This is a genomic window from Agromyces chromiiresistens (assembly GCF_029167465.1).
GTDB lineage: Bacteria > Actinomycetota > Actinomycetes > Actinomycetales > Microbacteriaceae > Agromyces > Agromyces chromiiresistens.
The window spans coordinates 259,093-285,805 of record NZ_JARFNL010000001.1 but is presented as its reverse complement, the minus strand read 5'-3'; the positions used below and the strand labels follow the sequence as shown (position 1 = coordinate 285,805).

Genomic DNA, 26,713 nt, shown 5'->3' with positions numbered 1-26,713 from the left:
GACAATGGGCAGATGCGCATCCTGGTCGCGGAGGACGAGCCGCTGCTCGCCGGTGCCGTCGCCGAGTGGCTGCGGAACGCGGCGCACGCGGTCGACGTGGTCGGCGACGGCGGCAGCGCGCTCGAACGGGTCGACGTCAACGACTACGACCTCGTCGTGCTCGACCGCGACCTGCCCGTCGTGCACGGCGACGACGTGTGCCGCCACATCGCCGCCGCCGAGATGCCGACGCGCGTGCTCATGCTCACCGCGGCCGGCACGGTCGACGACCGGGTGGCGGGCCTCGCGATGGGCGCCGACGACTACCTGCCGAAGCCGTTCGCGTTCGCCGAGCTCGGCGCGCGCGTCGAGGCGCTCGGCCGGCGTTCGCGACCCGCCGCGCCGCCCGTGCTCGAGCGCGCCGGCGTGCGGGTCGACACCCACCACCGCGAGGTCGTGTGCCACGGCCGGTACGTGCCACTGTCGAAGAAGGAGTTCGCGGTGCTCGTCGAGCTGCTGCGCGCCGACGGCGCATACGTGTCCGCCGAGCAGCTGCTCGAGAAGGCGTGGGACGAGAACATCGACCCGTTCACGGGCGTCGTGCGCATCACCATCCTGAAGCTGCGCCGCAAGCTCGGCGATGCCTCGATCATCGAGACCGAGGCCGGCGTGGGGTATCGCATCCGATGAGACGGTTCCGGCTCACCCTGCGCGCCCGGCTGACGGTCGTCTACGGCCTGCTGTTCCTCGTCGCGGGCCTCGTGATGCTCGTGCTCACCTGGGCGCTCGTGCAGCAACGGCTCATCGGCGACGCGTCGATCGTGAGCAGTTCCTACTGCTGCACCGCACCGGGCGAGGAGGCGCCCTCGTTCGACCCGGCCGCGCCGACGCCGCCCGCCGGCGCCGAGCAGAACTACCTGTACACGGTGAAGATCGTGGGCGCGGCGCGCGACGAGGCGCTCGGCGCCCTCATCACCCAGGGCGCGATCGCGGTCGTCGTGGTCGGCGCGATCGCGGCATGGATGGGCTGGCTCGTCGCCGGGCGCATGCTGCGCCCGCTCTCGACGATCACCGAGACCGCGCGCCGCATCGCCGACGCGCCCGACGCCGACCGCCGCATGCACGAGCGCATCAACCTCACGGGTCCGCGCGACGAGGTCACCGAGCTCGCCGAGACGTTCGACGGCATGCTCGCGCGCCTCGACACCGCGTTCGACGCGCAGCGGCGGTTCATCGCGAACGCCTCGCACGAGCTGCGCACGCCGCTGACCCTCAATCGGGCCCTCATCGAGGTCGCCGCCGAGCGGCCCGACGCCTCGCCCGACCTGAAGCTCCTCGGCGAGACCCTGCTCGAGGTGAACGCGCGGCACGAACGGCTCATCGACGGGCTGCTGCTGCTCGCCCGCTCCGAGCGCGAGCTCGGCGAACGGCGGTTCGTCGATCTCGCCGACGTCGCCGAGCACGTGGTCGACGAGGCGCGGGCTCGCACGACGGGCGACCCCGCGGCCCCGCCGATCGAGCTCATCGCCGACGAGGCCCCGACGGCGGGCGACCCGGTGCTGCTCGAGCAGCTCGTGCGCAACCTCGTCGACAACGCGGTGCGGCACAACCTCGCCGCCGACGGGTGGGTGCGGGTGACGACGCGCACGGATGCCTCGGGCAGGGCCCTGCTCGAGGTGACGAACACCGGCCGGCCGATCGCCCCGTACGAGCTCGACCGCCTGGTCGAGCCCTTCCGCCGGCTCGACGGCGAGCGCACGGGCAACGGCTCGGGCGCCGGGCTCGGCCTCTCGATCGTGCGGGCGATCGTCGAGGCCCACGACGGCGAACTCGCCCTCGTGACCCGGCCGGGCGGCGGGCTCGTCGTGACCGTGCGCCTTCCCGGCGAGTCGTACGCCACCACGGGCTAGTTCTGGGATCCCAGACGCCCGCCCCGCGGCATCCGTTGTCGCAGTGCCGCACGTGCGCGACCATCGAATCATGACCGACGCAACGACCACCACGCGCACCGTCCGCGCGCCTCGCGGCACCGAGCTCTCCGCGAAGAGCTGGCAGACCGAGGCGCCGCTGCGCATGCTCATGAACAACCTCGACCCCGAGGTCGCCGAACACCCCGAGGACCTCGTCGTCTACGGCGGCACGGGCAAGGCCGCCCGCAACTGGGAGGCGTTCGACGCCATCACGAAGACGCTCGAGCGCCTCGAGGCCGACGAGACCCTGCTCGTGCAGTCGGGCAAGCCCGTCGGCGTCTTCCGCACCAACGTGTGGGCCCCCCGCGTGCTCATCGCGAACTCGAACCTCGTCGGCGACTGGGCGACGTGGCCCGAGTTCCGCCGCCTCGAGGCCGAGGGCCTCACGATGTACGGCCAGATGACCGCCGGCTCGTGGATCTACATCGGCTCGCAGGGCATCCTGCAGGGCACCTACGAGACCTTCGCGGCCGTGGGCGAGAAGCTCAAGCGCGAGGGGCGCGGCAGCGCGCTCGGCGGTGCGGCGGCTCGCGACGGCGAGGGTCCCCTCGCCGGCACGCTGACCCTCACCGGCGGCTGCGGCGGCATGGGCGGTGCCCAGCCCCTCGCCGTCACCCTCAACGACGGCGCCTGCCTCATCGTCGACGTCGACGAGACGCGCCTGCGCCGCCGCGCCGGCAAGCGCTACCTCGACGAGGTCGAGACCGACCTCGACACCGCGATCGCCAAGGTGCTGAAGGCCAAGGAGGAGCGCCGCGGCTGGTCGGTCGGCTACGTCGGCAACGCCGCCGAGGTCTTCCCCGAGATCCTGCGCCGCCACCGCGCGGGCGAGCTGACCGTCGACGTCGTCACCGACCAGACGAGCGCGCACGACCCGCTCGCCTACCTGCCCGAGGGCATCTCGGTCGCCGACTGGAAGCAGGCCGCGCAGGACGACCCCGAGGGCTTCACCCGCAAGGCGCAGACGTCGATGGCGCACCACGTGCAGGCCATGGTCGAGTTCCAGGACGCCGGCGCCGAGGTCTTCGACTACGGCAACTCGATCCGCGACGAGGCGCGCAAGGGCGGCTACGACCGCGCGTTCGAGTTCCCGGGCTTCGTGCCGGCGTACATCCGTCCCCTGTTCTGCGAGGGCCTCGGGCCGTTCCGCTGGGTCGCGCTCTCGGGCGACCCCGAGGACATCCGCGTCACCGACGAGGCGATCAAGGAGCTGTTCCCCGAGAACGCGCACCTGCACAAGTGGCTCGACGCCGCCGCCGAGCGCGTGGAGTTCGAGGGCCTGCCCGCCCGCATCTGCTGGCTCGGCTACGGCGAGCGCCACAAGGCCGGCCTGCTCTTCAACCGGCTCGTCGCCGAAGGCAAGGTGAAGGCGCCGATCGTGATCGGCCGCGACCACCTCGACTCGGGCTCGGTCGCCTCGCCGTACCGCGAGACCGAGGCCATGAAGGACGGCTCCGACGCGATCGCCGACTGGCCCCTCCTCAACGCCCTCACCGCCGCGTCGTCGGGCGCGACCTGGGTGTCGATCCACCACGGCGGCGGCGTCGGCATCGGCCGCTCGATCCACGCGGGCCAGGTCTCCGTCGCCGACGGCACCGAGCTCGCCGCGGCGAAGCTCACGGCGCTGCTCACGAACGACCCCGGCATGGGCGTGATCCGTCACGTCGACGCCGGCTACGAGCGGGCGATCGAGGTCGCGCGCGAGCGCGGCGTCGACGTGCCGATGCTCGAGGGCTGAGCGGCTCCTCCTCCGCTCCCCTCCTCCGTCGAGTGGGCGATCCCAGCGCATCGCACCGCGATCGCGCCGCCGAGATCGCCCGCTCGATTGAGAGACTCGAACTCAGCACGACGATCGAAAGGCGACCAGGATGCCTCGGGCCACGCTCATCACGAACATCGGCGAGCTCGTCACCAATGACGAGCAGCCCGGCCGCGAGGGCGGCCCCCTCGGCATCGTGCGCGACGCCGCAGTGCTCGTCGAGCACGGCGAAGTGACCTGGGTCGGCGCCGCCGCCGATGCATCCGCCCACACGCCCGAGTCGGGCGTCGAGCTCGTCGACGCGGGCGGGCGCGCCGTCATCCCAGGCTTCGTCGACAGCCACACGCACCTCGTGTTCGGCGGCGACCGCGCCGAGGAGTTCGCCGCCCGCATGGCCGGGCGCCGTTACGAGGCGGGCGGCATCAGGTCGACCGTCGCCGCCACCCGCGCCGCGACCGACGACGAGCTGCGCGCCCGGCTCACGGGCTTCGTCGCCGAGCTGCACGCGCAGGGCACGACGACGTTCGAGGTGAAGTCGGGCTACGGGCTCAGCGTCGCCGACGAGGAGCGCCTCGTACGCCTCGCCCGCGAGGTCACCTCAGAGGTCACCTTCCTCGGTGCGCACGTCGTGCCGTTCGAGTTCCGCGAGGACCCGCGCTTCGACGGCGACCCCGTCGCGGCGGGCGATGCCTACGTCGACGTCGTCATCGGCGAGATGCTCGACGCGTGCGCGCCGCACTCGCGCTGGATCGACGCCTTCTGCGAGCGGGGCGCGTTCTCGCCCGAACAGTCGCGCCGGGTGCTCGAGGCCGGACGCGACGCCGGGCTCGGCATCCGCGTGCACGGCAACCAGCTCGGCGAGGGCGGCGGCGTCCGCCTCGCGGTCGAGCTCGGCGCCGCCTCGGTCGACCACTGCACCTTCCTGAGCGACGAGGATGTCGCGGCGCTCGCCTCGTCCGACACCGTCGCGACGCTCCTGCCGGGCGTCGAGTTCTCGACCCGGCAGCCGTACCCCGATGCGCGCAGGCTCATCGAGGCCGGGGTGACGGTGGCGCTCGCGAGCGACTGCAACCCGGGGTCGTGCTTCACGAGCTCGATGCCGTTCTGCATCGCGGTCGCAGTGCGTGACATGAACATGACCCCTGCCGAGGCGCTCTGGGCCTCGACGGCCGCCGGTGCGAAGGCGTTGCGCCGTTCCGACGTCGGCGCGCTCCGCCCAGGCATGCGCGCCGACCTCGTCGAGCTCGACGCCCCCAGCTACCTGCACCTCGCATACCGCCCCGGCGTGCCCATCGTGCGCCGTGTCTGGGCCGCCGGCGCACCGATCGCCTGAGCCGCGCCGGCGGGCCCGGCGCGTCGGCGCGAGTCATCCCGGCCGTCGACCGCTCGCCGGATCGCGCGGGCACCCCGATGTCAGCGGAGCTGGCCCTTGGGCGTGTCGACCGCTGCCAGGTCGCCCGTGCCCTCGATGAGCTCGGCCCATGAGTCGACGTCGACCAGGCACTCGACGACCGCGCACGTCGGCAGCTCGACCCACTCGCCGGTGAGCTCGCCGACGGCGTCGCTCATGCCCGGATTGTGTCCGACGAGCATCGCCGTGCCGATGGCGTCGTCGAGCCCCGAGGCGATGTTCAGGATGCGGGACGCCGTCGCCCCGTAGAGCCGGTCGTCCTCGACGACGTGGTCGTCGCCGATGCCGAGGGTCCGTGCGAGGAGCCGAGCGGTGCTGCGAGCGCGCACGGCGGTGCTCGTCACGATGCGGTCGGGGTTCACGCCCCGCTCGGCGAGGCGGTGCCCCATCGCCGGGGCGTCGCGCAGGCCGCGTTCGTTGAGCGGACGGTCGTGGTCCTCGAGCAACGGGTCTCCCCAGTCCGACTTGGCATGTCGCACGAGGTAGAGCGTCTTCATGCGTCGTCCCTTCCTGCCGTGGTGATCTCGATCGCGCCGGTGCCGGTGAAGTTGACGAAGCGGCGGCCGTCGCCCTCGACGAGGCTGAGCAGCACGGCGCCGCAGCCTCGGCAGCGGGCGACGCTGCCCGCGCCGCTGCGGTAGACGAGGGCGGTCGCGAGCTCGGCGACGGCCCCGCAGCCGTTGCAGCGCGCCCGCGCCGTCGTCGGGTCGAACGCGAACACCTCGGCGAGCGGGCCCGCGAGCAGATTGCCGTCGAAGTGCTGCATCAGGTTCCTCCGTAACGCTCGGTGCGGATGGCCGCCTGGTCGTGGCCGAGCTCGATCAACCACGCGGCGACGCGCTCGACGAACCCGGTCGACCCGCACACGTAGACGATCGGCGCGGCATCGGCCCCGATCACCGCGGCCGCCAGGCGCTCGCGCGTGATCCGGCCGACGGGGCCGCCCGAGCCGTCGGGGGCGCTCCGCGTGTAGACGAACTCGACCTCGAGCGGCGCCGGCCCGCGCCGCGCCGCCTCGAGCTCGGCGGCGAAGAAGACGTCGTCGGGCGTGCGCACCGAGTAGAGCAGGCGGAACGGCGTGGCATCGCCCGCGTCGGCATGCGCGCGGGCGATGGCGACGAGCGGGACGACGCCCGAACCGCCCGCGATGAGCTGCACGGGTCGCCCGACCGCGCCGGAGGCCGGGGGCCGCCAGACGAAGAACGCACCGAGCGGGCCGTGCACCTCGAGCCGGTCGCCGGCGCGCAGTTCGTCGACGAGGAACGGAGAGACCTCGCCGTCGGGCAGCCGATCCACCGCGAGCACCACCCGCTCGCCGTCGCCCGACGAGGCGATCGAGTACGAGCGGGTCGCGGTGTACCCGTCGGGGGCGGTGAGGCGCACGTCGAGGTGCTGGCCGGCGAGGTTGCCCGGCCAGCCCACGACGTCGAGCGAGATGCGCGCGGCCGTGGGCGTCTCGCGCCGCGTCTCGGTGACCTCGGCGACGTGCCACGCGGTGCGGGGCGCCGCCTGGAGCTGCTGCACCTCGCTCACCAGTAGCGCTCCTCCTTCCACGGGTCGCCGTGGAGGTGGTAGCCGTTCTGCTCCCAGAATCCGGGGTCGTCGGTGGGCATGAGCTCGAGCCCGCGCACCCATTTCGCGCTCTTCCAGAAGTACAGGTGCGGCACGAGCAGCCGGGCCGGGCCGCCGTGCTCGGGGTCCAACGGCTCGCCGTCGAACTCGAAGGCCACCCAGGCCCTGCCGCCGAGCAGCTCCTCGAGGGGCACGTTCGTCGTGTAGCCGCCGTAGCTGTGCGCCATCACGTAGTCGTACTCGGTCTCGACCTCGGCGAACAGGGTGTCGAGCGAGACACCGCGCCAGTTCGTGCCGAGCTTCGACCAGTGCGTGACGCAATGGATGTCGGTCGTGACATCCTCGATCTCGAGCTGCATGAACTCGTCCCAGCTCCACCGCCGGCCGCCGTGTTCGGTGCGGATCGTGAACTCCCAGTCGGCGGTGTCGACCTCGGGGGTCGGCCCGGCCGACAGCACCGGGAAGTCGTGCACGAGCGTCTGCCCCGGCGGCAGCCGATCGTCGCGCTCTCGGCTGCGGCCGGTGAAGCCCCGGGTGATGAACGACATCGCGACTCCCTTCGAGGGAACCGCCGCCCGCGCGGCGGTCGAGTACAGGCTCAGCCTGTCACTCCTCGGCGCGACGCGCTACGGCCGGATGTCGGGCGACGCCGGCCCGCTCAGCGCGAGGCCACGCCGGCGAGGAACTCGAGCACGCAGAGCGCCGTGAGCCGCACCGTGCGGCCGTCGGGTGCGTCGGCGCTCGCGTCGACCTCGGCGAGGTCGGCGCTGACGACGCGGGCATCGCCGCCCGCGGCGCGCACGAGGGCGCGCAGCTCCCACGCGGCGAGTCCGCCGGGCATCGACGCGGGGCATCCGGGCACGACCGAGCGGTCGCAGGCGTCGACGTCGATGTCGAGGTGCACCGGGCCGCCCGCGGCGCCGGCGATCTCGAGCGCCTCGGCCATGACATCGGCGGGCCGGCGGCCGTGCAGTTCGTCGCGGCGGACGACGGTGATGCCGAGCTCGGCGGCGCGGCGTGCGTACACGGCGGAGTTCGCGAAGTCGGCGATGCCGATCTGCACGATGCGTCGCGGATCGAGGCCCGCCTCGACGAGGCGGCGCACGGGCGACCCGTTCGAGACGCCGTCGCGCAGGTCGTAGTGCGCATCGATCGTGATGAGGCCGGCGGTGTCGAGCCGGTCGCCGTAGGCGCCGAGCGCGGTCGCGACCGTCACCGAGTTGTCGCCGCCGAGCGCCATGACGGTCTCGGCGCGCTCGAGCAGTTCGGCGACCCGGGCGCGCGTGCGCGTCTCCCCCTCGGGGCCGTCGGGCTCGACGATGTCGCCGGCGTCGACGACGGCCTGCTCACCGAGGTCGACGGCGTCGCGGCCCTCCTGCCGGCTCGGCACGAGCGCCGGGCTGTATCGGCGCAGCGCCTGGCGAACGGCGGCGGGGGTCGTGTGCGCGTCGGTCGGCGAGAGCGAGGTGCGCCACGCCGGCACGCCGAGCAGGGCGAGGCGAGCGGATGCCTCGGGTGCGAGCGACTCGGGCGCGGGCCAGTCTCCCGCGCGGGGCCAGAGGGGATCGTTCGAGAGTGCGACGTCGGCCATGCCCCCACGCTACGAGTCGGCCGCGTCCGCGCCCAGCCCTCGCGCCGTCACGCCGTCTGTCATCCCAGACGGCCCGGCCGCAGGGCGGGAGGCCCGATCCGTCGGGAAGACGCGCACGCCGGCGGGGCGATGCGCCCCTCGAGCCCCGTCGTCGAGCGCCCGTCGCTCCCAGCCTCGAGACGGGATGAGCGGCGCGGCGCCCGTACTCGAGTGCGCCCCGCCGGTTCACTCCTCGACGAGCCGATTCGCTCGCTCGGCACGCAGCACCGCGACGAGCTCGCGCTCGCGTGCGGCGCTGAGTCCGGCACCGCGCGACCGATCCAGTCCCTGTTCGCGCTCCCATGCGAGCAGGTCGGCGAGCGTCTCCTCGACCGGGCGCAGCTCGAGGCCCTCGGCACGGGCCGCGGCGTTCGAACGATCCTGGAACGACGCCCACGTCGGAGCGATGATCCAGAGCGGCAGCGACTCCTCGCCCGACCACTCGGCGACGCCCTGCCGCTCGAGCCACGCGCTGGGTGCGGGCAGCACCTCGCCGCGGTGACCGCCGACCGACCGCGACGCGTCGAGGAACGCACCGAACGTCGAGCGATCGCCGACCGCGTTGAACGCACCGGTCAGCCCGCGCTCGACGGAGTCGATCGTCCAGCCGACGAGGTCGCGCACGTCGATGAACTGCGCCGAGGCATCCATGATGTCGGGCACGAGCATCGGCTCGTCGTCGCGCGCCGAGCGCGCGACCCAGTAACCGGTGCGGCCCGAGGCGTCGCCCGGGCCGCCGATGAGGCCGGGCCGGATGACGAGCAGCCGGTCGCCGAGCGCCTCATGGTAGGCCGATTCGATCGCCGACTTCGCCTCGCCGTAGGTCTCGGGCGTCGACTCGTCGGGTTCGAGGGGCGGCATGAGCTCAGCCGTCTCGTCGGCACCCGGTTCGTCGTGGTGCGCGTACACGTTGCCCGATGAGATGAACGTCCAGTGCCGTGCCCGCTGGGCGAGCGCCGCGGCGGCGCGACGCGCGAATCCCGGCTGTCGCGTGACGTCGATCACGGCGTCCCACTCGGCGTCGCCGAGCGCGTCGTAGGCGTCGGCCCGCGACCGGTCGCCGACGACGAGCCGTGCTCCGGGTGCGACCTCGCCCGCCTCGCCGCGCGCGAGGCAGGTCACCTCGTGTCCGCGCCGGAGCGCATCGCGGGCGAGCTCACGACCGAGCCATTGGGTTCCACCGAGGATCAGGATCTGCATCTCGCCATCACAGCAGACCTTCCCGGAACGGCGCCATCGTGTTCGCCGAGCGCTGATGCACTCCGATGCGGAATAGTGGGAATCGGGTTGCGGTTCCCCCTTGCAGATACCCCCTAGGGGTATTAATCTGAGGGAACGACCACAGGAGGACGCGATGGGCGCCGGCCAGAACGAGACGCACACCGAGCACGACGCGCACGAGGGCCACGCCGGCCATCACCACGCGCAGCACGCGGGCCACGCCGAGGGCGCCGCGGCCGTGACCCACGACCCGCACGCCGGGCACGAGGGCCACGCCGGGCACGACCCGCACTCAGGCCACTCGGGCCACGCCGGGCACGAGGGCCACGCAGGGCACGACCCGCACTCAGGCCACGACATGCACGCCGGCCACGGCACGAGCACCGCGACCGGGGCCCCCCACGCCGCGCACGCCGGTCACGGCGACGCCCACGCGGGCCACGACATGCACGCCGGCCACGCCGGGCACGACATGTCCGGCCACGGCGGCCACGGCGATCACGTCGGCCAGTTCCGCCGCCTGTTCTGGATCATGCTCGTCATCGCGATCCCCACGATCGCGTTCAGCCCGATGTTCGCCTCGATCCTCGGCTACTCGCTGCCCGACAACGCGATCGTCCCGTGGATCTCCCCGGTGCTCGGCACCGTCATGTACTTCTGGGGCGGCAAGCCGTTCCTCACCGGCGCCTGGTCGGAGCTCAAGGCCCGCAAGCCCGGCATGATGCTGCTCATCGGCCTCGCGATCACGGTCGCCTACTTCGCGAGCCTCGCGGCGAGCCTCATGCTCGTCAGTCATCACCTCGACTTCTGGTGGGAGCTCGCGCTCCTCATCGTGATCATGCTGCTCGGCCACTGGATCGAGATGCGCTCGATCATGCAGGCCTCGAGCGCACTCGACGCCCTCGCCGCACTCCTGCCCGATGAGGCCGAGCGGGTGGTCGAGCCTTCGACGGGCTCGGCGGGCACGGAGACCGAGACGGTCGCCCCGAGCGAGCTGGGCGTCGGCGACCTCGTGATCGTGCGCCCCGGCGGGCGCGTGCCGGCCGACGGCGAGGTGGTCGACGGCACCGCGGCGATCGACGAGTCGATGATCACGGGCGAGTCGGCCACGGTCAGCCGCGGCCCCGGCGACCACGTCGTCGCAGGCACCGTCGCGACCGACACCGCGATCCGCGTGCGGGTCGGCGCGGTCGGCGACGACACCGCGCTCGCTGGGATCCAGCGCCTCGTCGCGCAGGCGCAGGCCTCGAGCTCGCACGCGCAGCGCCTCGCCGACCGCGCCGCGGGCTGGCTGTTCTGGTTCGCGCTGGGCGCCGCCGTCATCACGGCGATCGCCTGGACGCTGCTCGGCGACCCCGACGACGCCGTCGTCCGCACCATCACGGTGCTCGTGATCGCATGCCCCCACGCCCTCGGCCTCGCCATCCCGCTCGTCGTGCAGATCGCGACCGAGCGCGCGGCCCGCGGCGGCGTGCTCGTGACCGACCGCCTCGCCCTCGAGACGATGCGCACGGTCGGCGCGGTGCTCTTCGACAAGACGGGCACCCTCACGAAGGGCGAGCCGGCCGTCACGGATGCCGCGGCGGCCCCCGGCTTCGACCTCGACGCCGTGCTCGCCGATGCCGCCTCCGCCGAGATGGACTCCGAGCACCCGCTCGCGAAGGCGATCGTCGCCGACGCGTTCCACCGCGGCCTGGCCGTGTACGGCGCGACCGAGTTCGAGGCATCGGCCGCCATCGGAGTGCGCGCGAAGGTCGGCGACCGCGTCGTGCAGGTGGGCGGCCCCGGGCTGCTCCGGCGCGAGGGCCTCGACGTGCTCGAGGCATCCACCTCCTGGGCCGAGGCCGGCGCGACCGTGCTGCACGTCGTCATCGACGGCGCCGTCGCGGGCGCGATCGCCCTCGCCGACGAGATCCGTCCCGAGTCGCGCGAGGCGGTCGACGCGCTGCACGCGCTCGGCGTGCAGGTCGTCATGATCACGGGCGACGCCGAGCCGGTGGCCCGCACGGTCGCCGCCGAGCTCGGCATCGACCGGGTCTACGCGGGGGTCCGTCCCGAAGACAAGTCCGCCAAGGTGCAGGAGCTGCAGCGCGAGGGCCTCTCGGTCGCGATGGTCGGCGACGGCGTGAACGACGCGCCCGCGCTCGCCCAGGCCGACGTCGGCATCGCGATCGGCGCCGGCACCGACGTCGCGATCGCCTCCGCCGGGGTCATCCTCGCGTCGAGCGACCCGCGCTCGGTGCTCTCGGTGATCGAGCTGTCGCGGGCGAGCTACCGCAAGATGAGCCAGAACCTCTGGTGGGCCGCCGGCTACAACCTCGTGTCGGTGCCGCTCGCGGCGGGCGTGCTCGCCCCGATCGGGTTCGTGATGCCGATGTCGGTCGGCGCGATCCTGATGAGCCTCTCGACCGTCATCGTCTCGGCGAACGCGCAGCTGCTGCGCCGCCTCGACCTGCGCCCCGAGGCCTCGACGCGAGCGGTCCTCGAGCGCACGCGCTGACCCTCCCGTCACCCGTCCGGCCCGCCGTCCGCATCAGCGGTCGACGGGCCGGACGGTCGCGTTCGGCCGGCCCTCGCAGGCGCCGGGCGTCCCTCCAGGAGAACGGCTCGGTCGGAACTTCCGCGCCTGGCCCCGCGTGTCGCCCGCTCGCCGCGGCGTGCCGGGCGGTTCTTCCCGAACCGCGTGCGCCCGGGCGGTCGCCCCGCCGACGGGGCGCGCCGTCACCACGGCAGGCGAAGGGCGAGGGCGGATGCCTCGGCGGCGACCCCCTCGGCCGGCACGACGGCGATCGCGTCGGCGTCGGCGAGGCCGCGCAGCATTCCCGTGCCGAGGTGCGCAGCGGGCGCTGCCCGGCCGTCGCGGACGATGACCGGGACGAGACGCGTCGCGCCGGGGGCGCCGTCGAGGGCCTCCGAGACGACGACCTCGGTGAGCGCCTCCCCCACTCCGGTCCAGCGGGCGAGCAATGGGCCGCCGACCGCGACGAGTCCGAGCACGGCCGCGAGGGGGTTGCCCGGGAGCCCGAGCACGAGCCGGCCCCCGGCTCGTGCGAGGAAGGTCGGCCCGCCGGGGCGGATCGCGACGGACGGCACGAGCCACTCGGCGCCGAGCCCGTCTACGGCGGCGCGCACGACATCGACGCCCGACCCGCCGGTGCCACCCGTCGTCATGACGAGGTCGGCGGCGTCGGCGGTGACGGCGGTCTCGGTCGCGGCGAGGTCGTCGCCCGCGCGGTGCACCGCCACGACCTCGGCACCGAGGGCGTCGAGCATCGCGGGCAGCATCGTTCGGAAGCTGTCTCGTACGCGCCCGGGCGCCGGCACCCCCGACTCGATGACCTCGTCCCCGGTCAGCACGAGTGCGACCCTCGGCCGTCGTCGTACGACCAGGCGGTCGACACCGGTCGCGGCCGCGAGTGCGATGCGCGGCGGGGTCAGCGGCACTCCGTCGGGCAGCACGACCTCCCCCGCCCTCGCCTCGGCGCCGGCCGCCCTGAGGTGGCGTCGGCCCGCGACATCGCGCCGGCCGAGGTCGCCGACCGCTTCGAGTCGCCCGTCGACGACGCGACCGGCCTCGCGCCGCAGTACCGCCTCGGCGCCTGCGGGCACGAGCCCACCCGTCACGATGACGACGGCGCCGCCGGGAGCGAGCTCCGTCTCGGAGGACGGCGCGGCAGCCGCGGTGTCGGCCTCGACGACCCGCCACGGGCCGGGACCCCGCACCGCCCAGCCGTCCATCGCCGACGAGGTGTAGTGCGGCAGCGGGATCGGCGTGACGAGGTCGCCCGCGAGCACCCGGCCGATCGCGGCATCCAGCGGCACCTCCTCGACGACGAGGTCGGGCGCCGCGGCAGCGGCTCGCGCCCGCGCGGTCACGAGGTCGAGCCCGGCCCGGTGCACCGTCACGACGACGCGAGCCGTCGCACCCGGTCGAGCGCGTCGCGAGCGGCCGCCTCGGGGTCCGCGCCGCGCGCGGCGGCGACGCCGGCGGCGTAGCCGGCGAGGTACGTGGTGATCGGCGCGGCCGGCCGCACGACCGCGTGCGCCGCGACACCGGCGACGCCGAGCACGGCGTTCACGTCGAGCGGCACGTCGGGCAGGTCGAGCTCGGCGCGCACCCGGTCGGCCCACTCCTGCAGGGTGCGGTCGAGGTCGTCGTTCGCGGTCATGGGGTCTCCCCTCGGGTCGCACCGGTCGCGCCGACGGATTCCGCGTCGGCCCAGGTGTCCACATCCATGGTGGCAGTCCCCGGCACCCCGAGATCGACGAATCGCAGCGGCGCGAGGAGGGACCGCATCGAACTGCCCTCGAGCGGCCCGCGCGCCTCGAGCTCGGCGATCGCCCGTTCGAGCGGGTGCCGCCGCACGACGCACAGCAGGTGCTGCGCCCGGCCCTCGGCATCGACCGCCCGCACCCCGTCGGCCGCGTCGCGCGCTCCGCGCTCGGCCCCCTCGATTCCGGGGCCCTCGCCACGTGCGTCGCCCGCCCCGCGCATGCGGCCCGCGACCACGCCGAACTCCGCGAGCAGCCCCGGCACCGCGTCGGCCGCGAACGGCAGGTCGCCGGCGAGCAGCAGCACGGCCGAGGCATCCGATCCCAGCGCGCGCACCCCCGCGGCGACGGCCGCGGCGGGGCCGCCGAACGGCGGGTCCTCTCGCACGACCAGGACCGCGGCGGGCAACCGCGATCGTCCGGCCTCGCCGACCACGACGATCTCCCCCGCGGGCGCCGCCGCGTCGACGGCGCGTTCGAGCAGGGTCCGTCCGTCGATGCCGAGGTCGCCCTTGACGATGCCGCCGAGCCGTGAGGCACGGCCGCCCATGAGCACCACGGCACCGAGCTCGATCATGCGTTCATGCTAGGCAGTCGGGCGGGGGCGCGCTGCGGCATCCCGGCGAAACGGGCATCTCGATCGGTGATGCCGGGCATCTGAATCGGTGGACGTCCGGCGCTTTGCGCGGGCCACCGATGCTGATACCAAGGAGGGATGGGCAGGATCACCGCGAGGAAGCGGATCACACGCGTCACGGTCGGCGGGTCGGTGAGTCGGCGCGACGACCTGCTCGCCGTCGAGGAGCCCCTCGAGATGCGGGTCGGCGGGTCGCAACTCGCGGTCACGATGCGCACGCCTGGCCACGACGTCGACCTGGCGATCGGCTATCTCGTCTCCGAGGGCGTCGTGGTGCGCGGCACCGACGTCGCGGGTGCGATCCACTGCGCGGGCGCCGACGGCGCCAACACCTACAACGTGCTCGACGTGACGCTCGCCCCCGGGGTCGCCCCACCGCACGCCTCGCTGCACCGCGACCGGCTCACGACGAGCGCTTGCGGTGTCTGCGGCAAGGCCAGCATCGACGCGGTGCGCACGCGCTCGGCCTTCGCCGTCGACGACGACCCCGTGCGCATCGACCCCGAGCTCGTCATCGCGCTGCCCGGCCGGCTGCGCGCCGCCCAGGACGTGTTCGACCAGACCGGCGGCCTGCACGCCGCGGCCCTCTTCGACGGCCGAACGGGCGAGCTGCTCGTGGTGCGCGAAGACGTGGGCCGCCACAACGCCGTCGACAAGGTCGTCGGGTGGGCCGCCCGCGAAGGCCTGCTGCCCCTGCGCGGCATGGTGCTGCAGGTCTCGGGGCGCGCGAGCTTCGAGCTCGTGCAGAAGGCGGGCATGGCCGGCATCCCGGTGCTCTCGGCCGTGTCGGCGCCGTCGTCGCTCGCCGTCGACTTCGCGAACGAGGTCGGCCTGACCCTCCTCGGCTTCGTGCGCGACCCGTCGCTGGTGGCGTACTCGCGACCCGACCGGCTGGTCGAGCCGGCCGCGACGGCTCGCCCGGATGCCTCGGCCGCGGCATCCCGCAGCGCCCGACCCGACCGCGGCGGCAGGCACGGCCGCGCGACCGCACCCGACCGCCCGGGCGAGCCCGCCCGCGTGCCCGCACCCACACAGCCGAGGTGACCGTGAACGAACAGCGCGCGACCGACCCCTACCCCGACCTCCACGTCGGGCACCTGGAGGACGCCGCGGTCGGCGTGCCCGCCATCGTGCACGCGATGGTTCCCGCGCTCGACGACATGGGCCTCGGCCGAACGGCGAAGCTGTCGCTCACGATCAACCAGGACGGCGGCTTCGACTGCATGAGCTGCGCCTGGGCCGACCCGCCCGAGCACCGGCACACGCTCGAGTTCTGCGAGAACGGCATGAAGGCCGTCACGTGGGAGGCGACGCCCGTCACCGTGCCGACCTCGTTCTGGACCGAGCACTCGTTGACCTCGCTGCTCGACAGGAGCGAGTACTGGCTCGGCCAGCAGGGCCGGCTCGTCGAGCCCGTCCACAAGCCGGCCGGCTCCGACCACTACGAGCCGATCTCGTGGGAGGCCGCGTTCGCGCTCATCGGCGAGCGCCTGGGTGCACTCGAGAGCCCAGACCGGGCCGCGTTCTACACGAGCGGCCGGGTGTCGAACGAGGCCGCGTTCCTCTACCAGCTGTTCGTGCGCGCCTTCGGCACGAACAACCTGCCCGACTGCTCGAACATGTGCCACGAGTCATCCGGCACCGCGCTCACCGAGTCGATCGGCGTCGGCAAGGCGACCGTCGTCTACGACGACTTCGAGCAGGCCGACCTCATCATCGTGATGGGGCAGAACCCGGGCACGAACCATCCGCGCATGCTCTCGGCGCTCGAGGACCAGAAGCGGCGCGGCGGGCGCATCGTCGCGGTCAACGTGCTGCCCGAGGCCGGGCTCATGCGCTACAAGAACCCGCAGCGCCCGCGCGGCGTCATCGGACGCGGCACGAAGCTCGCCGACCAGTTCATCCAGATCCGCTCCGGCGGCGACATGGCGCTGCTGCAGGCGGTCTCGAAGCGGGTGCTCGACGCCGAGGACGCCTCGCCCGGCACCGTGCTCGACCACGAGTTCCTCGCCGCCTGCACCGATGGGCTCGCCGACTTCCGCACGCACCTGGCCGGCCTCGACGAGGCCGAGGTGCTCGCGGCGACCGGTATCAGCTCGGCCGAGATCGACGAGCTCGCCGACGCGTACCTCGCGGCCGACCGGGTGATCGTCACGTGGGCGATGGGCCTCACCCAGCAGAAGAAGTCGGTCGACACCATCAAGGAGATCGTCAACCTCCTGCTCCTGCGCGGCAACATGGGCAAGCCGGGCGCCGGCGCGGCCCCGATCCGCGGGCACAGCAACGTGCAGGGCGACCGCACGATGGGCATCTGGGAGCAGATGCCCGAGCGCTTCCTCGCCGCCCTCGAGGCCGAGTTCGGATTCCCCGTGCCGCGCGAGCACGGCCGCGACGCGGTGAAGACCGTGCAGGGGCTGCGCGACGGCGAGATCGACGTGTTCGTCGCGATGGCCGGCAACTTCGTCGCCGCCATCTCCGACACGGAGGTCGCGGAGCAGGCCATGCGGCGGGCGAAGCTCACCGTGCAGGTGTCGACCAAGCTCAACCGCTCGCACGTCGTCACGGGCGAGGAGGCGCTCATCCTGCCCGTGCTCGGCCGCACCGAGGTCGACCTGCAGGGCGGCGTTCCGCAGTTCGTCTCGGTCGAGGACACGGTGTGCTCGGTGCACGGCAGCCACGGCGCGATCCCGCCGGTGGCGCCGGGCCTGCTCTCGGAGGTCGCGGTCGTGTGCCGCATGGCGCAGGCGACGCTCGGCGGCACCGGTGCCTCCGCTGGAGCGGAGCGTCTCGAGGCGCCCGACATCCCCTGGTCCGAATTCGAGCGCGACTACGACCTCATCCGCGACCGGATCTCGCGCGTCGTGCCGGGATTCGAGCGCTACAACGACGACGTCCGCAGGAAGAACGGCTTCGAACTGCCCATCTCACCGCGGGTGCGCCGGTTCGACACCCCGACGGGCAGGGCGCAGATCACGGTCAACGAGCTCGAGCACCTCGAACGGCCGGCCGGCCGGCTCATCCTGCAGACGCTTCGCTCGCACGACCAGTTCAACACGACGATCTACAGCCTGAACGACCGCTACCGCGGCATCAAGAAGGGCCGCGACGTCGTGTTCGTGCACCCCGACGATCTCGCCGAGCTCGGACTCGCCGACGGGCAGCGCGTCGACGTCGTGAGCGAGTGGCCCGGCCAGGCCGACCGGGTGCTGCCCGCCCAGCGCCTCGTCGCGTACCCGACCGCGCGCGGCTGCGCCGCCGCCTACTATCCCGAGGCGAACGTGCTCGTGCCCCTCGAGAGCGCCGCCGACGGCAGCAACACCCCCGTCTCGAAGGCCGTCATCGTGCGCCTCGAGCCGGTCGCAGGCTGACGCCCTCCCGCGCTCAGCGCGGGACGACCTCGTAGCCGGCCTCCTCGACGGCGGCGGCGACCGCGGCGTCGGCGAGCGGCGAGCTGCTGCGCACCGTGACGGTCGAGACGCCGCCGGCGACGAGCTCGACCTCGACCGCCTCCACGCCCTCGATGGCGGCGAGCTCGGCGCTGACGTGGCGCACGCAGTTGCCGCAGGTCATGCCGGCGACGGCGTAGTGGGCGCTCACGAGTCCGTCGAGTTCCGCGGGCGCGGTCGACGTCGCCGCGGCGTCGGGGATCGCGCAGCACGCGCACGAGGCATCCGCAGCGGCGGCCTGGTCGACCAGCTGGAGTTCGGTGGCGCCCTCGGGCACGGTGGTGGCGGCGTGGCTGTGGGTCATGTCGGTCATCCTTCCCTCGATATTTAGAACTATACCCCGGTGGGGTATCAATCACCAAGCCGATCGGCGTCTGAGAACATGGCCGAAACAGTTCCGAACTTTTTCCGCCCGGATGTCGATCCGGCCCCCGCCCCGTTCGACGCATGAGTGAGGCGGGCACTTCGGCCCCGCATCGACATCGATCCGAACAAGGAGAACACCGTGAAGTACATGCTGATCATGCGATCGAACGACGCCGCCGTCGAGGCCTACGAGCAGCTCGATTTCAACGAGGTCATCGCCGCGATGGGCGCCTACAACGAGTCGCTCATCAAGGCCGGCGTGCTGCTCGCGGGCGAGGGACTGACCGACGCGAAGGAGGGTTTCGTCGTCGACTTCGACCAGACCCCGCCCGTGGTGACGGACGGCCCCTACGGCGAGACGAAGGAGCTCTTCAACGGCTTCTGGATCATCCAGGCGCAGAGCCCCGAGGAGGCCGCGGAGTGGGCCAAGCGCTGCCCGCTCGGCCCCGGCTCGAAGCTCGAGGTGCGTCGCGTCACCGAGCTCGAGGACTTCCCGCAGGACAACGAGTGGATCCAGAAGGAAGCCGGCTGGCGCGAGGAGGCCGAGGGTCGCCTGGGCACGGCGGGGGCGTGACCGCACCATGAGCGAGACGGATGCCTCGGGCTCGGCCGGTTCGGCGCACGCCGACGCCGACCGGGCCCGGCATTCCGGCGGCGGCACCTCCGGCCGCGGCACCTCCGGCCCGGCCGACGCCGACCGCGCCCGGCGCGAGATCGCCGCGGTCTGGCGCATCGAGTCGGCTCGCATCGTCGCGACGCTCGCCCGCTTCACCGGCGACGTCGGCCAGGCCGAGGACCTCGCGCAGGAGGCGCTCGTCGAGGCCCTCGGGCAGTGGCCCGACGAGGGCGTGCCGCGCAACCCCGGCGCCTGGCTGACGGCGGTCGCGAAGCGCCGGGCCATCGACGGCTGGCGCCGGCGCGAACGGCTCGACGAGCGGTACGCCGCGATGGCGCGCGATCTCGAGCAGCAGGGCGGCGAGGCATCCGACACCTTCTGGGACCCCGACACGATCGACGACGACGTGCTGCGGCTCGTCTTCGTCTCATGCCACCCCGTGCTGTCGCGCGAGGCCCAGATCGCGCTGACGCTGCGCATCGTCGGCGGCCTCTCGAGCGAGGAGATCGCCCGCGCGTTCCTCGTGCCGACCGCGACGATCCAGCAGCGGATCGTGCGCGCGAAGAAGACCCTCGCCGCCGCGAACGTGCCCTTCGCCGTGCCCGAGCCGAACGAGTACCCCGAGCGCCTCGCCTCGGTGCTGCACGTGCTCTACCTGATCTTCAACGAGGGCTACCTGCCCGCGTCGGGCGAGGAATGGCTGCGGCCGGACGTCTCGGCCGAGGCCCTGCGGCTCGCCCGGATCGTGGCGGGCCTCATGCCCCGCGAGCCCGAGGCGCAGTCGCTCGTCGCGCTCATGGAGTTCACCGCCGCCCGCTTCCCGGCGCGCACGGCGCGCGACGGCAGTGCGATCCCCCTCGACAAGCAGGACCGCTCGCGCTGGGACCGCGCGCAGATCGCCCGCGGGCGGGCGGCGCTCGACCGGGCCGACCGCATCGGGCGCGGGCGCGCCGCGTACGGCCTGCAGGCCGCGATCGCCGGCTGCCATGCGGTCGCCCCCTCGGCCGACGAGACCGACTGGGCCCAGATCGTCGTGCTCTACGAGGCGCTCGGTCGCATCGCCCCATCGCCCGTCGTGGAGCTCAACCGCGCCGCGGCGATCGCGATGGCGACGGGGCCGGCGTCGGCGCTCCTGGTCGTCGACGAGCTCGTCGCCGGCGGGAGACTCGCCGGGTATCCCCCGCTGCCGGCCGTGCGCGGCGAGCTGCTCGCTCGCCTCGGGCGCACCGGCGAGGCGCGCGGCGAGCTCGAGACGGCCGCCCGGCTCACGGGCAACGCACGAGAGCGCGAGGCGCTGCTCGCGCGGATCGCAGAGCTCGGCGGGCCCCCGGCGGTCGAGTAGCGCCGACGGAGCAGGACGTGCATCGATCCCCGCAGCGGGGGCTCCGCGCCTACTCGGCCGGCGCGGCGACCTCGGGAGCCGCCGGCGTCGCTCCCGCACCCGCCGCCTTGGCCGCCTTCCTCGCCCGCCGGCGCTCGCGACCGCCCTCGACGAGGTCGTAGAGCACGGGCAGCACGACGAGCGTGAGCAGCGTCGACGACAGGAGGCCGCCGATCACGACGATCGCGAGCGGCTGCGAGATGAACCCGCCGTGACCGGTGATGCCGAGCGCCATGGGCAGCAGCGCGAAGATCGTCGCGAGCGCCGTCATCAGGATCGGGCGCAGACGACGCGACGCACCGTGCATGAGCGCGTCGCGCACGTTCATGCCGCGGTCGCGGTACTGGTTCACGAGGTCGACCAGCACGATCGCGTTCGTGACGACGATGCCGACGAGCATGAGCACGCCGACGAGCGAGGCGACGCCGAGCGGGATGCCCGTGACGACCTGCAGTGCGATCGCGCCCGTGGCCGCGAACGGCACCGAGACGAGCAGCAGCAGCGGCTGCAGCAGCGAGCGGAACGTCGCGACCATGACGATGTAGACGATGAGGATCGCCGCGAGCAGCGCGAGGCCGAGCTGCGAGAACGACTCCTGCTGGTCGGCGGTGACGCCGCCGATCGACGCCGTCGTTCCCTCGGGCAGGTCGACCGTGTTCACGGCCGCCTGCACCTGACCCGACGCCGTGCCGAGGTCGTCGCCGGCGGGAGTGGCCGACACGGTCGAGCTGCGCAGCCCCTGCACGGTCGTGACCGAGGCGGGACCCTCGACCTGCTCGACCGTCGCGAGGGTGTCGAGGCGCACGACGCCGGCCGGGGTCGGCACCTCGAGCGCCGAGAGCTCCTCGACGGTGACCGGCGGGTTCTCGCTCGCGAGGTAGATCGTCAGCGTCTTCTCGTCGATCACGACCGATCCGGCGCTCTGCGGCTGCATCGCCGCCGACACGAGCCCGCCGAGCGCGACCTCGGAGTAGCCGGCCGCCGCGGCATCCGCCCGGTTCACCTCGACCGCCACGTACGGGCGCGACTCGGAGAGGTTCGACGTGACCTGCGACACCGAGTCGACGCCGTCGAGCTCGTCGACGACCGCGTCGGTCGCGTCCTGCAGGTCCTCCGCGTTCGAGGCGGTGATGTCGACCTCGATGTCGTTCGAGGCGCCGAAGCCGCTCGATGCGGCGAGCGAGACCTCGCCCACCTCGTCGGCGTCGAGCCCGTCGAGCTCGTCGCGCACCTCGGCCTGCAGGGCGTCCTGGTCGGCGTCGTCGTCGGTCGTGACGGAGTAGGTCACGTTCGCGCCGCCGCCGCCGAACGCCGCGGCGAGCGGGTTGGAACCGGTGCCGATCGAGGTCTGCACGGTCTCGACGCCATCGGTGTCGCGCAGCACCTGCTCGACCGGCTTCGACGCCGCGTCGAGCGCATCGAGGCTCGTGCCGACGGGCAGCTCCTGCGACACGCGGAACGTGTTCTGCCCGCTCGACCCGAGGAAGTTGGTCTTCATGAGCGGCGTCATCGCGACCGTGCCCGCGAGCACGAGCACCGCGATGATGATCGTGACGACGCCGTGCTTGAGCGTCCAGGCGATGATCGGCAGGTAACCGCGCTGCAGCCGCGACGGGTGCTCGAGCTCGTCGACCACCGGGTGGGCGACCGAGGGGGATGCCTCGGCGGCGGCCCGCTCGGCCGTCGCGACGCCCGACGGGCGCGAGACGGGCAGCCCGGTCGCGCCGCTCTCGTCTCGCAGCTCGGGTGCGAGCCACACGTCGTCGACGAATGCGGCGGCGGCCTCCTCGGCCTCGAGCTCCGCCTCGTCGGCGGTGTCTTCGGGGCCCTCGACCTTGCGCAGCTTCGCGGGCTTCAGGAACCAGTACGCGAGCACGGGCACGATCGTGAGCGAGACGAGCAGCGACGCGAGCAGGGCGATCGTGACCGTGAGCGAGAACGGCCGGAACAGCTCGCCCGTCACGCCCTCGACGAGCGCGATCGGCAGGAAGACGGCGACGGTCGTGATCGTCGACGCGGTGATCGCGCCGGCGACCTCGCGCACGGCGCGCACGATGGTCGAAGCCTTGTCGACGCCCTCGACGAGGTGCCGCTTGATGTTCTCGATGACGACGATCGAGTCGTCGACCACGCGCCCGATCGCGATCGTGAGCGCGCCGAGCGTGAGGATGTTGAGCGTGTAGTCGGCGACCTGCAGGCCGATGAAGGTGATGAGCACCGACGTGGGGATCGAGATCGCGGTGACGAGGGTCGCCCGCACCGACATCAGGAAGATCAGGATGACGAGGACCGCGAAGGCGAGGCCGAGCAGTCCCTCGGTCGCGAGCGACTCGATCGACTGCTCGATGTAGGGCGCCTGGTCGAAGACGACGGTGAACGTCGCCCCCGGGTTGGTCGTGTCGAGCGACGCCTCGAGGTCGGGCAGCAGCGCCGTCACCGCGTTCGACACCTCGACCGTGTTCGCGGCCGGGAGCTTCGTGACCGAGATGGTGAGGGCCGGCTCGCCGTTCACGCGCGAGATGCTCGTCACGGGGTTGTCGGTCAGGGCGACGGTCGAGACATCCGCGATGGTCGCCGCGACGGGCACGCGCACGACGTCGGTGCCGTCGGCGAGACCGTCTCCACCGTCGGTCGGCGGCGTCGTGACGTCGTCGGGCCCGAACTCCGAGTCGTCCGGCACCTGCACCTCGGTCGCGCCGAGCACCGGCAGCGCCGCGATCTCGTCGACGCTGCCGATGCGGGTGCCCGTCTGCACCGCGAAGGTCGAGTCGCCCTCGGTGATCGTGCCGGCCGGCACGAGCAGGCCGTTCTGGGCGAGCGCGTCGCGGATCGCCTGCTGCGTCAGGCCGTGGGCGGCGAGCTTCTCGGGGTCGGGCGTGATCGTGACGCGCTGGCCGATCTCGCCCACGAGGGTCGCGTCGCGGACGCCGTCGACGTCGGTGATCTCGCCGAGCGTCGTGCGCTCGATCTCGTCGGAGAGGGCGCTGACGTCGTCGGCGCCGGTGACCGCGATCTGCAGCACGGGGAAGTCGTCGAGCGAGAGCGCGATGACCTGCGGGTCGACGTCGTCGGGCAACTGGTTCTGGATGCGGTTGACCGCCGAGAGCAGCTTCTGCTCGGCGAACGCGAGGTCGGTGCCGTACGTGAAGCTCGCCGTGACCCGGCTGAGTCCGGTCGAGCTCGTCGTCGAGGTCGACTCGAGGCCCGTGATGCCCTGGATCGCGGTCTCGATGGGCGTCGACACGTCGTTGTTGACGACATCGGGTGAAGCGCCCGGATAGCTGGAGACGATCGACAACTGCGGGAACTCGATCGAGGGCGCGAGCTCCTGCTTGAGGCTCGTGAGCGAGATGCCGCCGAAGATCGCGACCACGATCGTGACGAGCGCGATGAGGGCGCGGTTCTTCATGCTGAGCGCAGCGAGCAGGTGCATTGCTCGATTCTCGCAGCAGGGTCGACGACGGATGTCACCGAGTGTCGAATTCGAGGTGAAGAAGATCCGATTGACCCCCGAACGGGGGTCGTCACGCGTCGAGCACCCTCGGTAAGGTGGCGCTCGACGTGAGGTGGTGGGCCATGGCCACAGCGGTTGCCGAGCGGCAGGTGCCGTGGCTCCGCGCTGCGCTTTTTCGATATGGCCTCCTGGCCCTCGTGTGCTCGGCGATCTGGCTCGCGTTCTCGCTCTTCTCGAGCGCATCGAGCGCATCGGCCGAGGAGTCGAAGCCGGGCGGACTGCTCGGCGGCGTGACCTCGCTCGTGGGCGGCGTGACCGATGCGACCGGTGCGGTCGGCGACACGCTCGGCGGGGTCGTCGACGCGGTCACCGAGCCGGTGAACCAGCTCGTCGAGCCCGTCGTCGACGTCGCCCCGGCACCTGTCGGCGACGTCGTCGAAGCGGTCGTTCCGAACGTCGTCGACACCGTCACCGACACCACGAATGACGTGGTCAGCACCGGAAACGGCACCGTCGGAACGGTCGTCAACGAGGTCACGGGCACGGTCTCCGACATCGCCGGCGGCGACACCGTCGGCTCGATCACGACCCCTGTCACCGGTGCTGTCGACGGACTCGTCGGATCGCTCCCGATCGTCGGCGGCCTGCTCGGCGACGACACCGTCGGAGGCGTCCTCGACCCCGTCGTCGGCGCGGTCGACGACACCCTCGGCACGGTCGTCGGCACGCCCGGCGAGCTGCCGACCGACGGCACCGGCGTCATCCCCGAGATCCCCTCGATCCCCGTGCTTCCGGGCGACGGCGGTTCGGCTGGCCCGGGCATCCCGGGGGTCGACCCGGGTGTTCCCGGCGAGCAGCCCGGCACACCGGGCGTTCAGGCGCCGAACGCGCCGCTGGCGCCCGTGGTTCCCGGCGCATCGGCTGCGGTGCCCTCGTCGGGCATCGCACTCGGACCCGAGGGGTCCGGACGGGTCGCCGAGACGGTGGGCGGCCTCGGTTCCGGCGCCGCACTGCCGGGTGGCGGCGGAGCCCCGCCCGGCGACCATTCACCCGTGGCGACACCGCCTGCCGGCGGCTCCGGCGGAGCCGGTTCCGGCTCGGGCGCTTCCGGCGCGGGCTCGGGCGGCGCGTCGAGCGCCGCCGACACGGCCTACGCCGCTCTCGAACTCGACGCACTCACGTCGATCGTGCTCCACTCCGTCGACGACGAGCTGCCGTCGTCGCCGGTGTACGACACCGATTCCACCCCTGACTGACCGGGGACCGGTCCGCTCGCACGCGCCTGCGTGCCCCCGCGGACACGGTCATCGCTCCCTGCCCGGGAGCGAAATCACCCATCAGTCAGGAGGACTGGATCATGAAGAGAATGGCATTGAGGGCGCTGTACGCGACCCTCTTCGCCGGGGGGCTCACGCTCCTCGGGGCCGGCGTCGCCCACGCGGACACGGGTGGCGACGACGGCATCGCATCGGGAACCCAGGCGGGGATCTCGATCGACCTTCCCGTGACGATCGGCGGCAACGCGATCTCGCTCATCGGCGACTCGTCGTCGTCGGATGCCGCGACGGAGGTCTCGACCGCTGACGCCGAACCGGTCGCCGTCACCTCCGGCGACGACGGCATCGGGTCGGGCAGCCAGGCGCTCATCGACGTTGACATCCCGGTGACCGTGGGCGGCAACGCGATCTCGGTGATCGGCGACTCGTCGTCGTCGGATGCGACCACCGAGGTCGCGACCGACGACGGTGCGAGCGAAGCGGGCAGCGCCGAGACCAGTGGCGACGACTCGCTGCTGGGCGGCACCCAGGGGCTCGTCGACGTCGACGTGCCGGTCACCGTGAGCGGCAACGCGATCTCGGTCGTCGGCGACTCGTCGTCGAGCGACGCGACGACCGCGGTGGCGACCGAGGCCGGCGGCTCGGACGAGGGCGCCGGCGAGGCGGTGACGTCGGGCGAGGACAGCCTGCTCGGCGGCACCCAGATCCTCGGCGACCTGGATCTGCCGATCACGGTCGGCGGCAACGCGATCTCGGGCATCGGCGACTCGTCGTCGAGCGACGCCGTGACCGAAGTGGGCACGGGCGGGTCGGGCTCCGGCACGGGCGAGGCGGTGACGTCGGGTGAGGACAGCCTGCTCGGCGGCACGCAGGTGCTGCCCTCGCTCGATGCACCGATCACCGTCGGCGGCAACGCGATCTCGGTGATCGGCGACTCGACCTCGTCGGATGCGACCACCGCGGTGCTCACCGGGGGCGGCTCGGGCGAGGCGACGACGTCCGGCGAGGACTCGATCCTCGGCGGCACGCAGGTGCTGCCGGCGCTCGATCTGCCGATCACGATCGGCGGCAATGCGATCTCGGGCATCGGCGACTCCACGTCGACGAATGCAGAGACGGTCGTTCTGCCGGGAACCGGGGGCGGTTCGGCGACGACGGACGGTGACGGCGGGCTGCTCGGGGGAACACAGCTGCTGCCTGACCTGTCCCTGCCCATCACGATCGGCGGCAACGCGATCTCGGTGATCGGCGACAGCGAGACGGACGGCTCGACGACCATCGTCGACCCGACGGACCCGACCGACCCGACGGACCCGACGGACCCGACCGACCCGACGGACCCGACGGACCCGACCGACCCGACCGACCCGACCGACCCGACCGACCCCACGGACCCCACGGACCCGACGAACCCCACCGACCCCGGTGACGGTTCGAACGGCGGCTCCGACGACGGTTCTGACGGCTCTTCGGTCGCCTCCGACGGTGACATGGTGATCGCGGCCGGCGACGGCGCGCTCGCCTCGACGGGCGCCGACGTCTCGGCGCTCGGCCTCGCAGCGCTCGCGCTGACGGCCGGCCTCGTGCTCGTCGGACTGCGTCGGTTCACGGTGCGGCGGTCCACGCTGCGCCGATAGCGGGTCATCCCGGCGCCGCCCTGCCGGCGCCGGGCCCCGACCGGCTCAGCGGGTCGTGCCGGTCGAACGACTCCGTGCCTCAGAC

Annotated in this window: 22 protein-coding genes; 11 read left to right on the top strand and 11 right to left on the bottom strand. The window is 73.0% G+C overall.

The genetic code is table 11. From position 1 onward, the window contains the following. Window positions 1-12: 12 nt before the first annotated feature. From PX701_RS01280 to hutI, 4 genes are all read left to right on the top strand, one after another. Window positions 13-669: a response regulator transcription factor gene (locus PX701_RS01280; protein ID WP_231429754.1), complete on the top strand. Its 657-nt coding sequence runs from the start codon at window positions 13-15 to the stop codon at window positions 667-669. Further along, complete coding sequence (locus PX701_RS01275) at window positions 666-1,889, top strand: sensor histidine kinase (protein ID WP_275505243.1); 1,224 nt, start codon at window positions 666-668, stop codon at window positions 1,887-1,889. The genes PX701_RS01280 and PX701_RS01275 overlap by 4 nt, the downstream gene beginning before the upstream one ends. 70 nt (window positions 1,890-1,959) lie before the next feature. Next, entirely contained in the window at window positions 1,960-3,687 is a 1,728-nt protein-coding gene (locus PX701_RS01270; protein WP_231429752.1) for a urocanate hydratase, read from the top strand. Window positions 3,688-3,817: 130 nt separating this feature from the next. Next, window positions 3,818-5,041 carry an imidazolonepropionase gene (gene hutI, locus PX701_RS01265; protein WP_231429751.1) on the top strand — a complete coding sequence of 408 codons (1,224 nt, stop codon included), beginning with the start codon at window positions 3,818-3,820 and terminating at the stop codon, window positions 5,039-5,041. 80 nt (window positions 5,042-5,121) lie between these two features. Here the strand turns inward: hutI and PX701_RS01260 are convergent, their stop codons facing one another. The 6 genes from PX701_RS01260 to PX701_RS01235 all read right to left on the bottom strand — a co-directional run bounded on the left by PX701_RS01260 (window position 5,122) and on the right by PX701_RS01235 (window position 9,521). After that, entirely contained in the window at window positions 5,122-5,616 is a 495-nt protein-coding gene (locus PX701_RS01260; protein WP_231429750.1) for a SixA phosphatase family protein, read from the bottom strand. After that, window positions 5,613-5,885: a DUF6510 family protein gene (locus PX701_RS01255; protein ID WP_231429749.1), complete on the bottom strand. Its 273-nt coding sequence runs from the start codon at window positions 5,883-5,885 to the stop codon at window positions 5,613-5,615. The genes PX701_RS01260 and PX701_RS01255 overlap by 4 nt, the downstream gene beginning before the upstream one ends. Continuing rightward, window positions 5,885-6,652, bottom strand: a complete 768-nt coding sequence (locus PX701_RS01250; protein ID WP_231429748.1) for a ferredoxin reductase — start codon at window positions 6,650-6,652, stop codon at window positions 5,885-5,887. Before PX701_RS01250 ends, PX701_RS01255 begins: the two co-directional genes overlap by 1 nt. Beyond that, window positions 6,649-7,239 carry a sulfite oxidase-like oxidoreductase gene (locus PX701_RS01245; protein WP_231429747.1) on the bottom strand — a complete coding sequence of 197 codons (591 nt, stop codon included), beginning with the start codon at window positions 7,237-7,239 and terminating at the stop codon, window positions 6,649-6,651. The genes PX701_RS01250 and PX701_RS01245 overlap by 4 nt, the downstream gene beginning before the upstream one ends. 110 nt (window positions 7,240-7,349) lie before the next feature. Next, window positions 7,350-8,282, bottom strand: a complete 933-nt coding sequence (locus PX701_RS01240; protein ID WP_275505242.1) for an arginase family protein — start codon at window positions 8,280-8,282, stop codon at window positions 7,350-7,352. A 225-nt stretch (window positions 8,283-8,507) separates the two neighbouring features. After that, complete coding sequence (locus PX701_RS01235) at window positions 8,508-9,521, bottom strand: NAD-dependent epimerase/dehydratase family protein (protein ID WP_275505241.1); 1,014 nt, start codon at window positions 9,519-9,521, stop codon at window positions 8,508-8,510. Between the two features lie 154 nt (window positions 9,522-9,675). Between PX701_RS01235 and PX701_RS01230 the strand changes: the two genes are divergently transcribed. After that, complete coding sequence (locus PX701_RS01230; RefSeq protein ID WP_420831035.1) at window positions 9,676-12,042, top strand: copper-translocating P-type ATPase; 2,367 nt, start codon at window positions 9,676-9,678, stop codon at window positions 12,040-12,042. A 221-nt stretch (window positions 12,043-12,263) separates the two neighbouring features. On the opposite strand, the gene PX701_RS01225 is transcribed toward PX701_RS01230, so the two are convergent. From PX701_RS01225 to mobA, 3 genes are read right to left on the bottom strand one after another with little or no spacing between them, the layout of a single operon-like run. Continuing rightward, entirely contained in the window at window positions 12,264-13,448 is a 1,185-nt protein-coding gene (locus PX701_RS01225; protein WP_275505240.1) for a molybdopterin-binding protein, read from the bottom strand. After that, a complete protein-coding gene (locus PX701_RS01220; protein ID WP_275505239.1) occupies window positions 13,445-13,711 on the bottom strand; it encodes a DUF6457 domain-containing protein in 267 nt (88 codons plus the stop codon). Before PX701_RS01220 ends, PX701_RS01225 begins: the two co-directional genes overlap by 4 nt. Beyond that, a complete protein-coding gene (gene mobA / locus PX701_RS01215; RefSeq protein ID WP_275505238.1) occupies window positions 13,708-14,391 on the bottom strand; it encodes a molybdenum cofactor guanylyltransferase in 684 nt (227 codons plus the stop codon). The genes PX701_RS01220 and mobA overlap by 4 nt, the downstream gene beginning before the upstream one ends. A gap of 138 nt (window positions 14,392-14,529) precedes the next feature. Between mobA and fdhD the strand changes: the two genes are divergently transcribed. Together fdhD and PX701_RS01205 are read left to right on the top strand one after the other, a co-directional pair. Then, window positions 14,530-15,495, top strand: a complete 966-nt coding sequence (gene fdhD / locus PX701_RS01210; protein ID WP_275505237.1) for a formate dehydrogenase accessory sulfurtransferase FdhD — start codon at window positions 14,530-14,532, stop codon at window positions 15,493-15,495. Further along, entirely contained in the window at window positions 15,492-17,819 is a 2,328-nt protein-coding gene (locus PX701_RS01205) for an FdhF/YdeP family oxidoreductase (protein ID WP_275505236.1), read from the top strand. Before fdhD ends, PX701_RS01205 begins: the two co-directional genes overlap by 4 nt. 13 nt (window positions 17,820-17,832) lie before the next feature. Here the strand turns inward: PX701_RS01205 and PX701_RS01200 are convergent, their stop codons facing one another. Then, window positions 17,833-18,201: a heavy-metal-associated domain-containing protein gene (locus PX701_RS01200; protein ID WP_231429738.1), complete on the bottom strand. Its 369-nt coding sequence runs from the start codon at window positions 18,199-18,201 to the stop codon at window positions 17,833-17,835. Between the two features lie 201 nt (window positions 18,202-18,402). On the opposite strand from PX701_RS01200, the gene PX701_RS01195 reads away from it, so the two are divergent. Together PX701_RS01195 and PX701_RS01190 are read left to right on the top strand one after the other, a co-directional pair. Then, a complete protein-coding gene (locus PX701_RS01195; RefSeq protein WP_231429737.1) occupies window positions 18,403-18,837 on the top strand; it encodes a YciI family protein in 435 nt (144 codons plus the stop codon). 7 nt (window positions 18,838-18,844) lie between these two features. Beyond that, the gene (locus tag PX701_RS01190) at window positions 18,845-20,221 is read left to right on the top strand and encodes an RNA polymerase sigma factor (protein ID WP_275505235.1); all 1,377 of its coding nucleotides are present in this window, start codon (window positions 18,845-18,847) and stop codon (window positions 20,219-20,221) included. A 49-nt stretch (window positions 20,222-20,270) separates the two neighbouring features. Here the strand turns inward: PX701_RS01190 and PX701_RS01185 are convergent, their stop codons facing one another. Beyond that, window positions 20,271-23,693: an efflux RND transporter permease subunit gene (locus tag PX701_RS01185; RefSeq protein ID WP_275505234.1), complete on the bottom strand. Its 3,423-nt coding sequence runs from the start codon at window positions 23,691-23,693 to the stop codon at window positions 20,271-20,273. A gap of 143 nt (window positions 23,694-23,836) precedes the next feature. Here PX701_RS01185 and PX701_RS01180 point away from each other — a divergent pair, with 143 nt between their 5' ends. Next, complete coding sequence (locus PX701_RS01180) at window positions 23,837-24,970, top strand: hypothetical protein (protein ID WP_275505233.1); 1,134 nt, start codon at window positions 23,837-23,839, stop codon at window positions 24,968-24,970. A 101-nt stretch (window positions 24,971-25,071) separates the two neighbouring features. Next, window positions 25,072-26,628, top strand: coding sequence for a chaplin family protein (locus tag PX701_RS01175; protein WP_275505232.1), 1,557 nt, complete (start codon window positions 25,072-25,074; stop codon window positions 26,626-26,628). Window positions 26,629-26,713 lie beyond the last annotated feature (85 nt).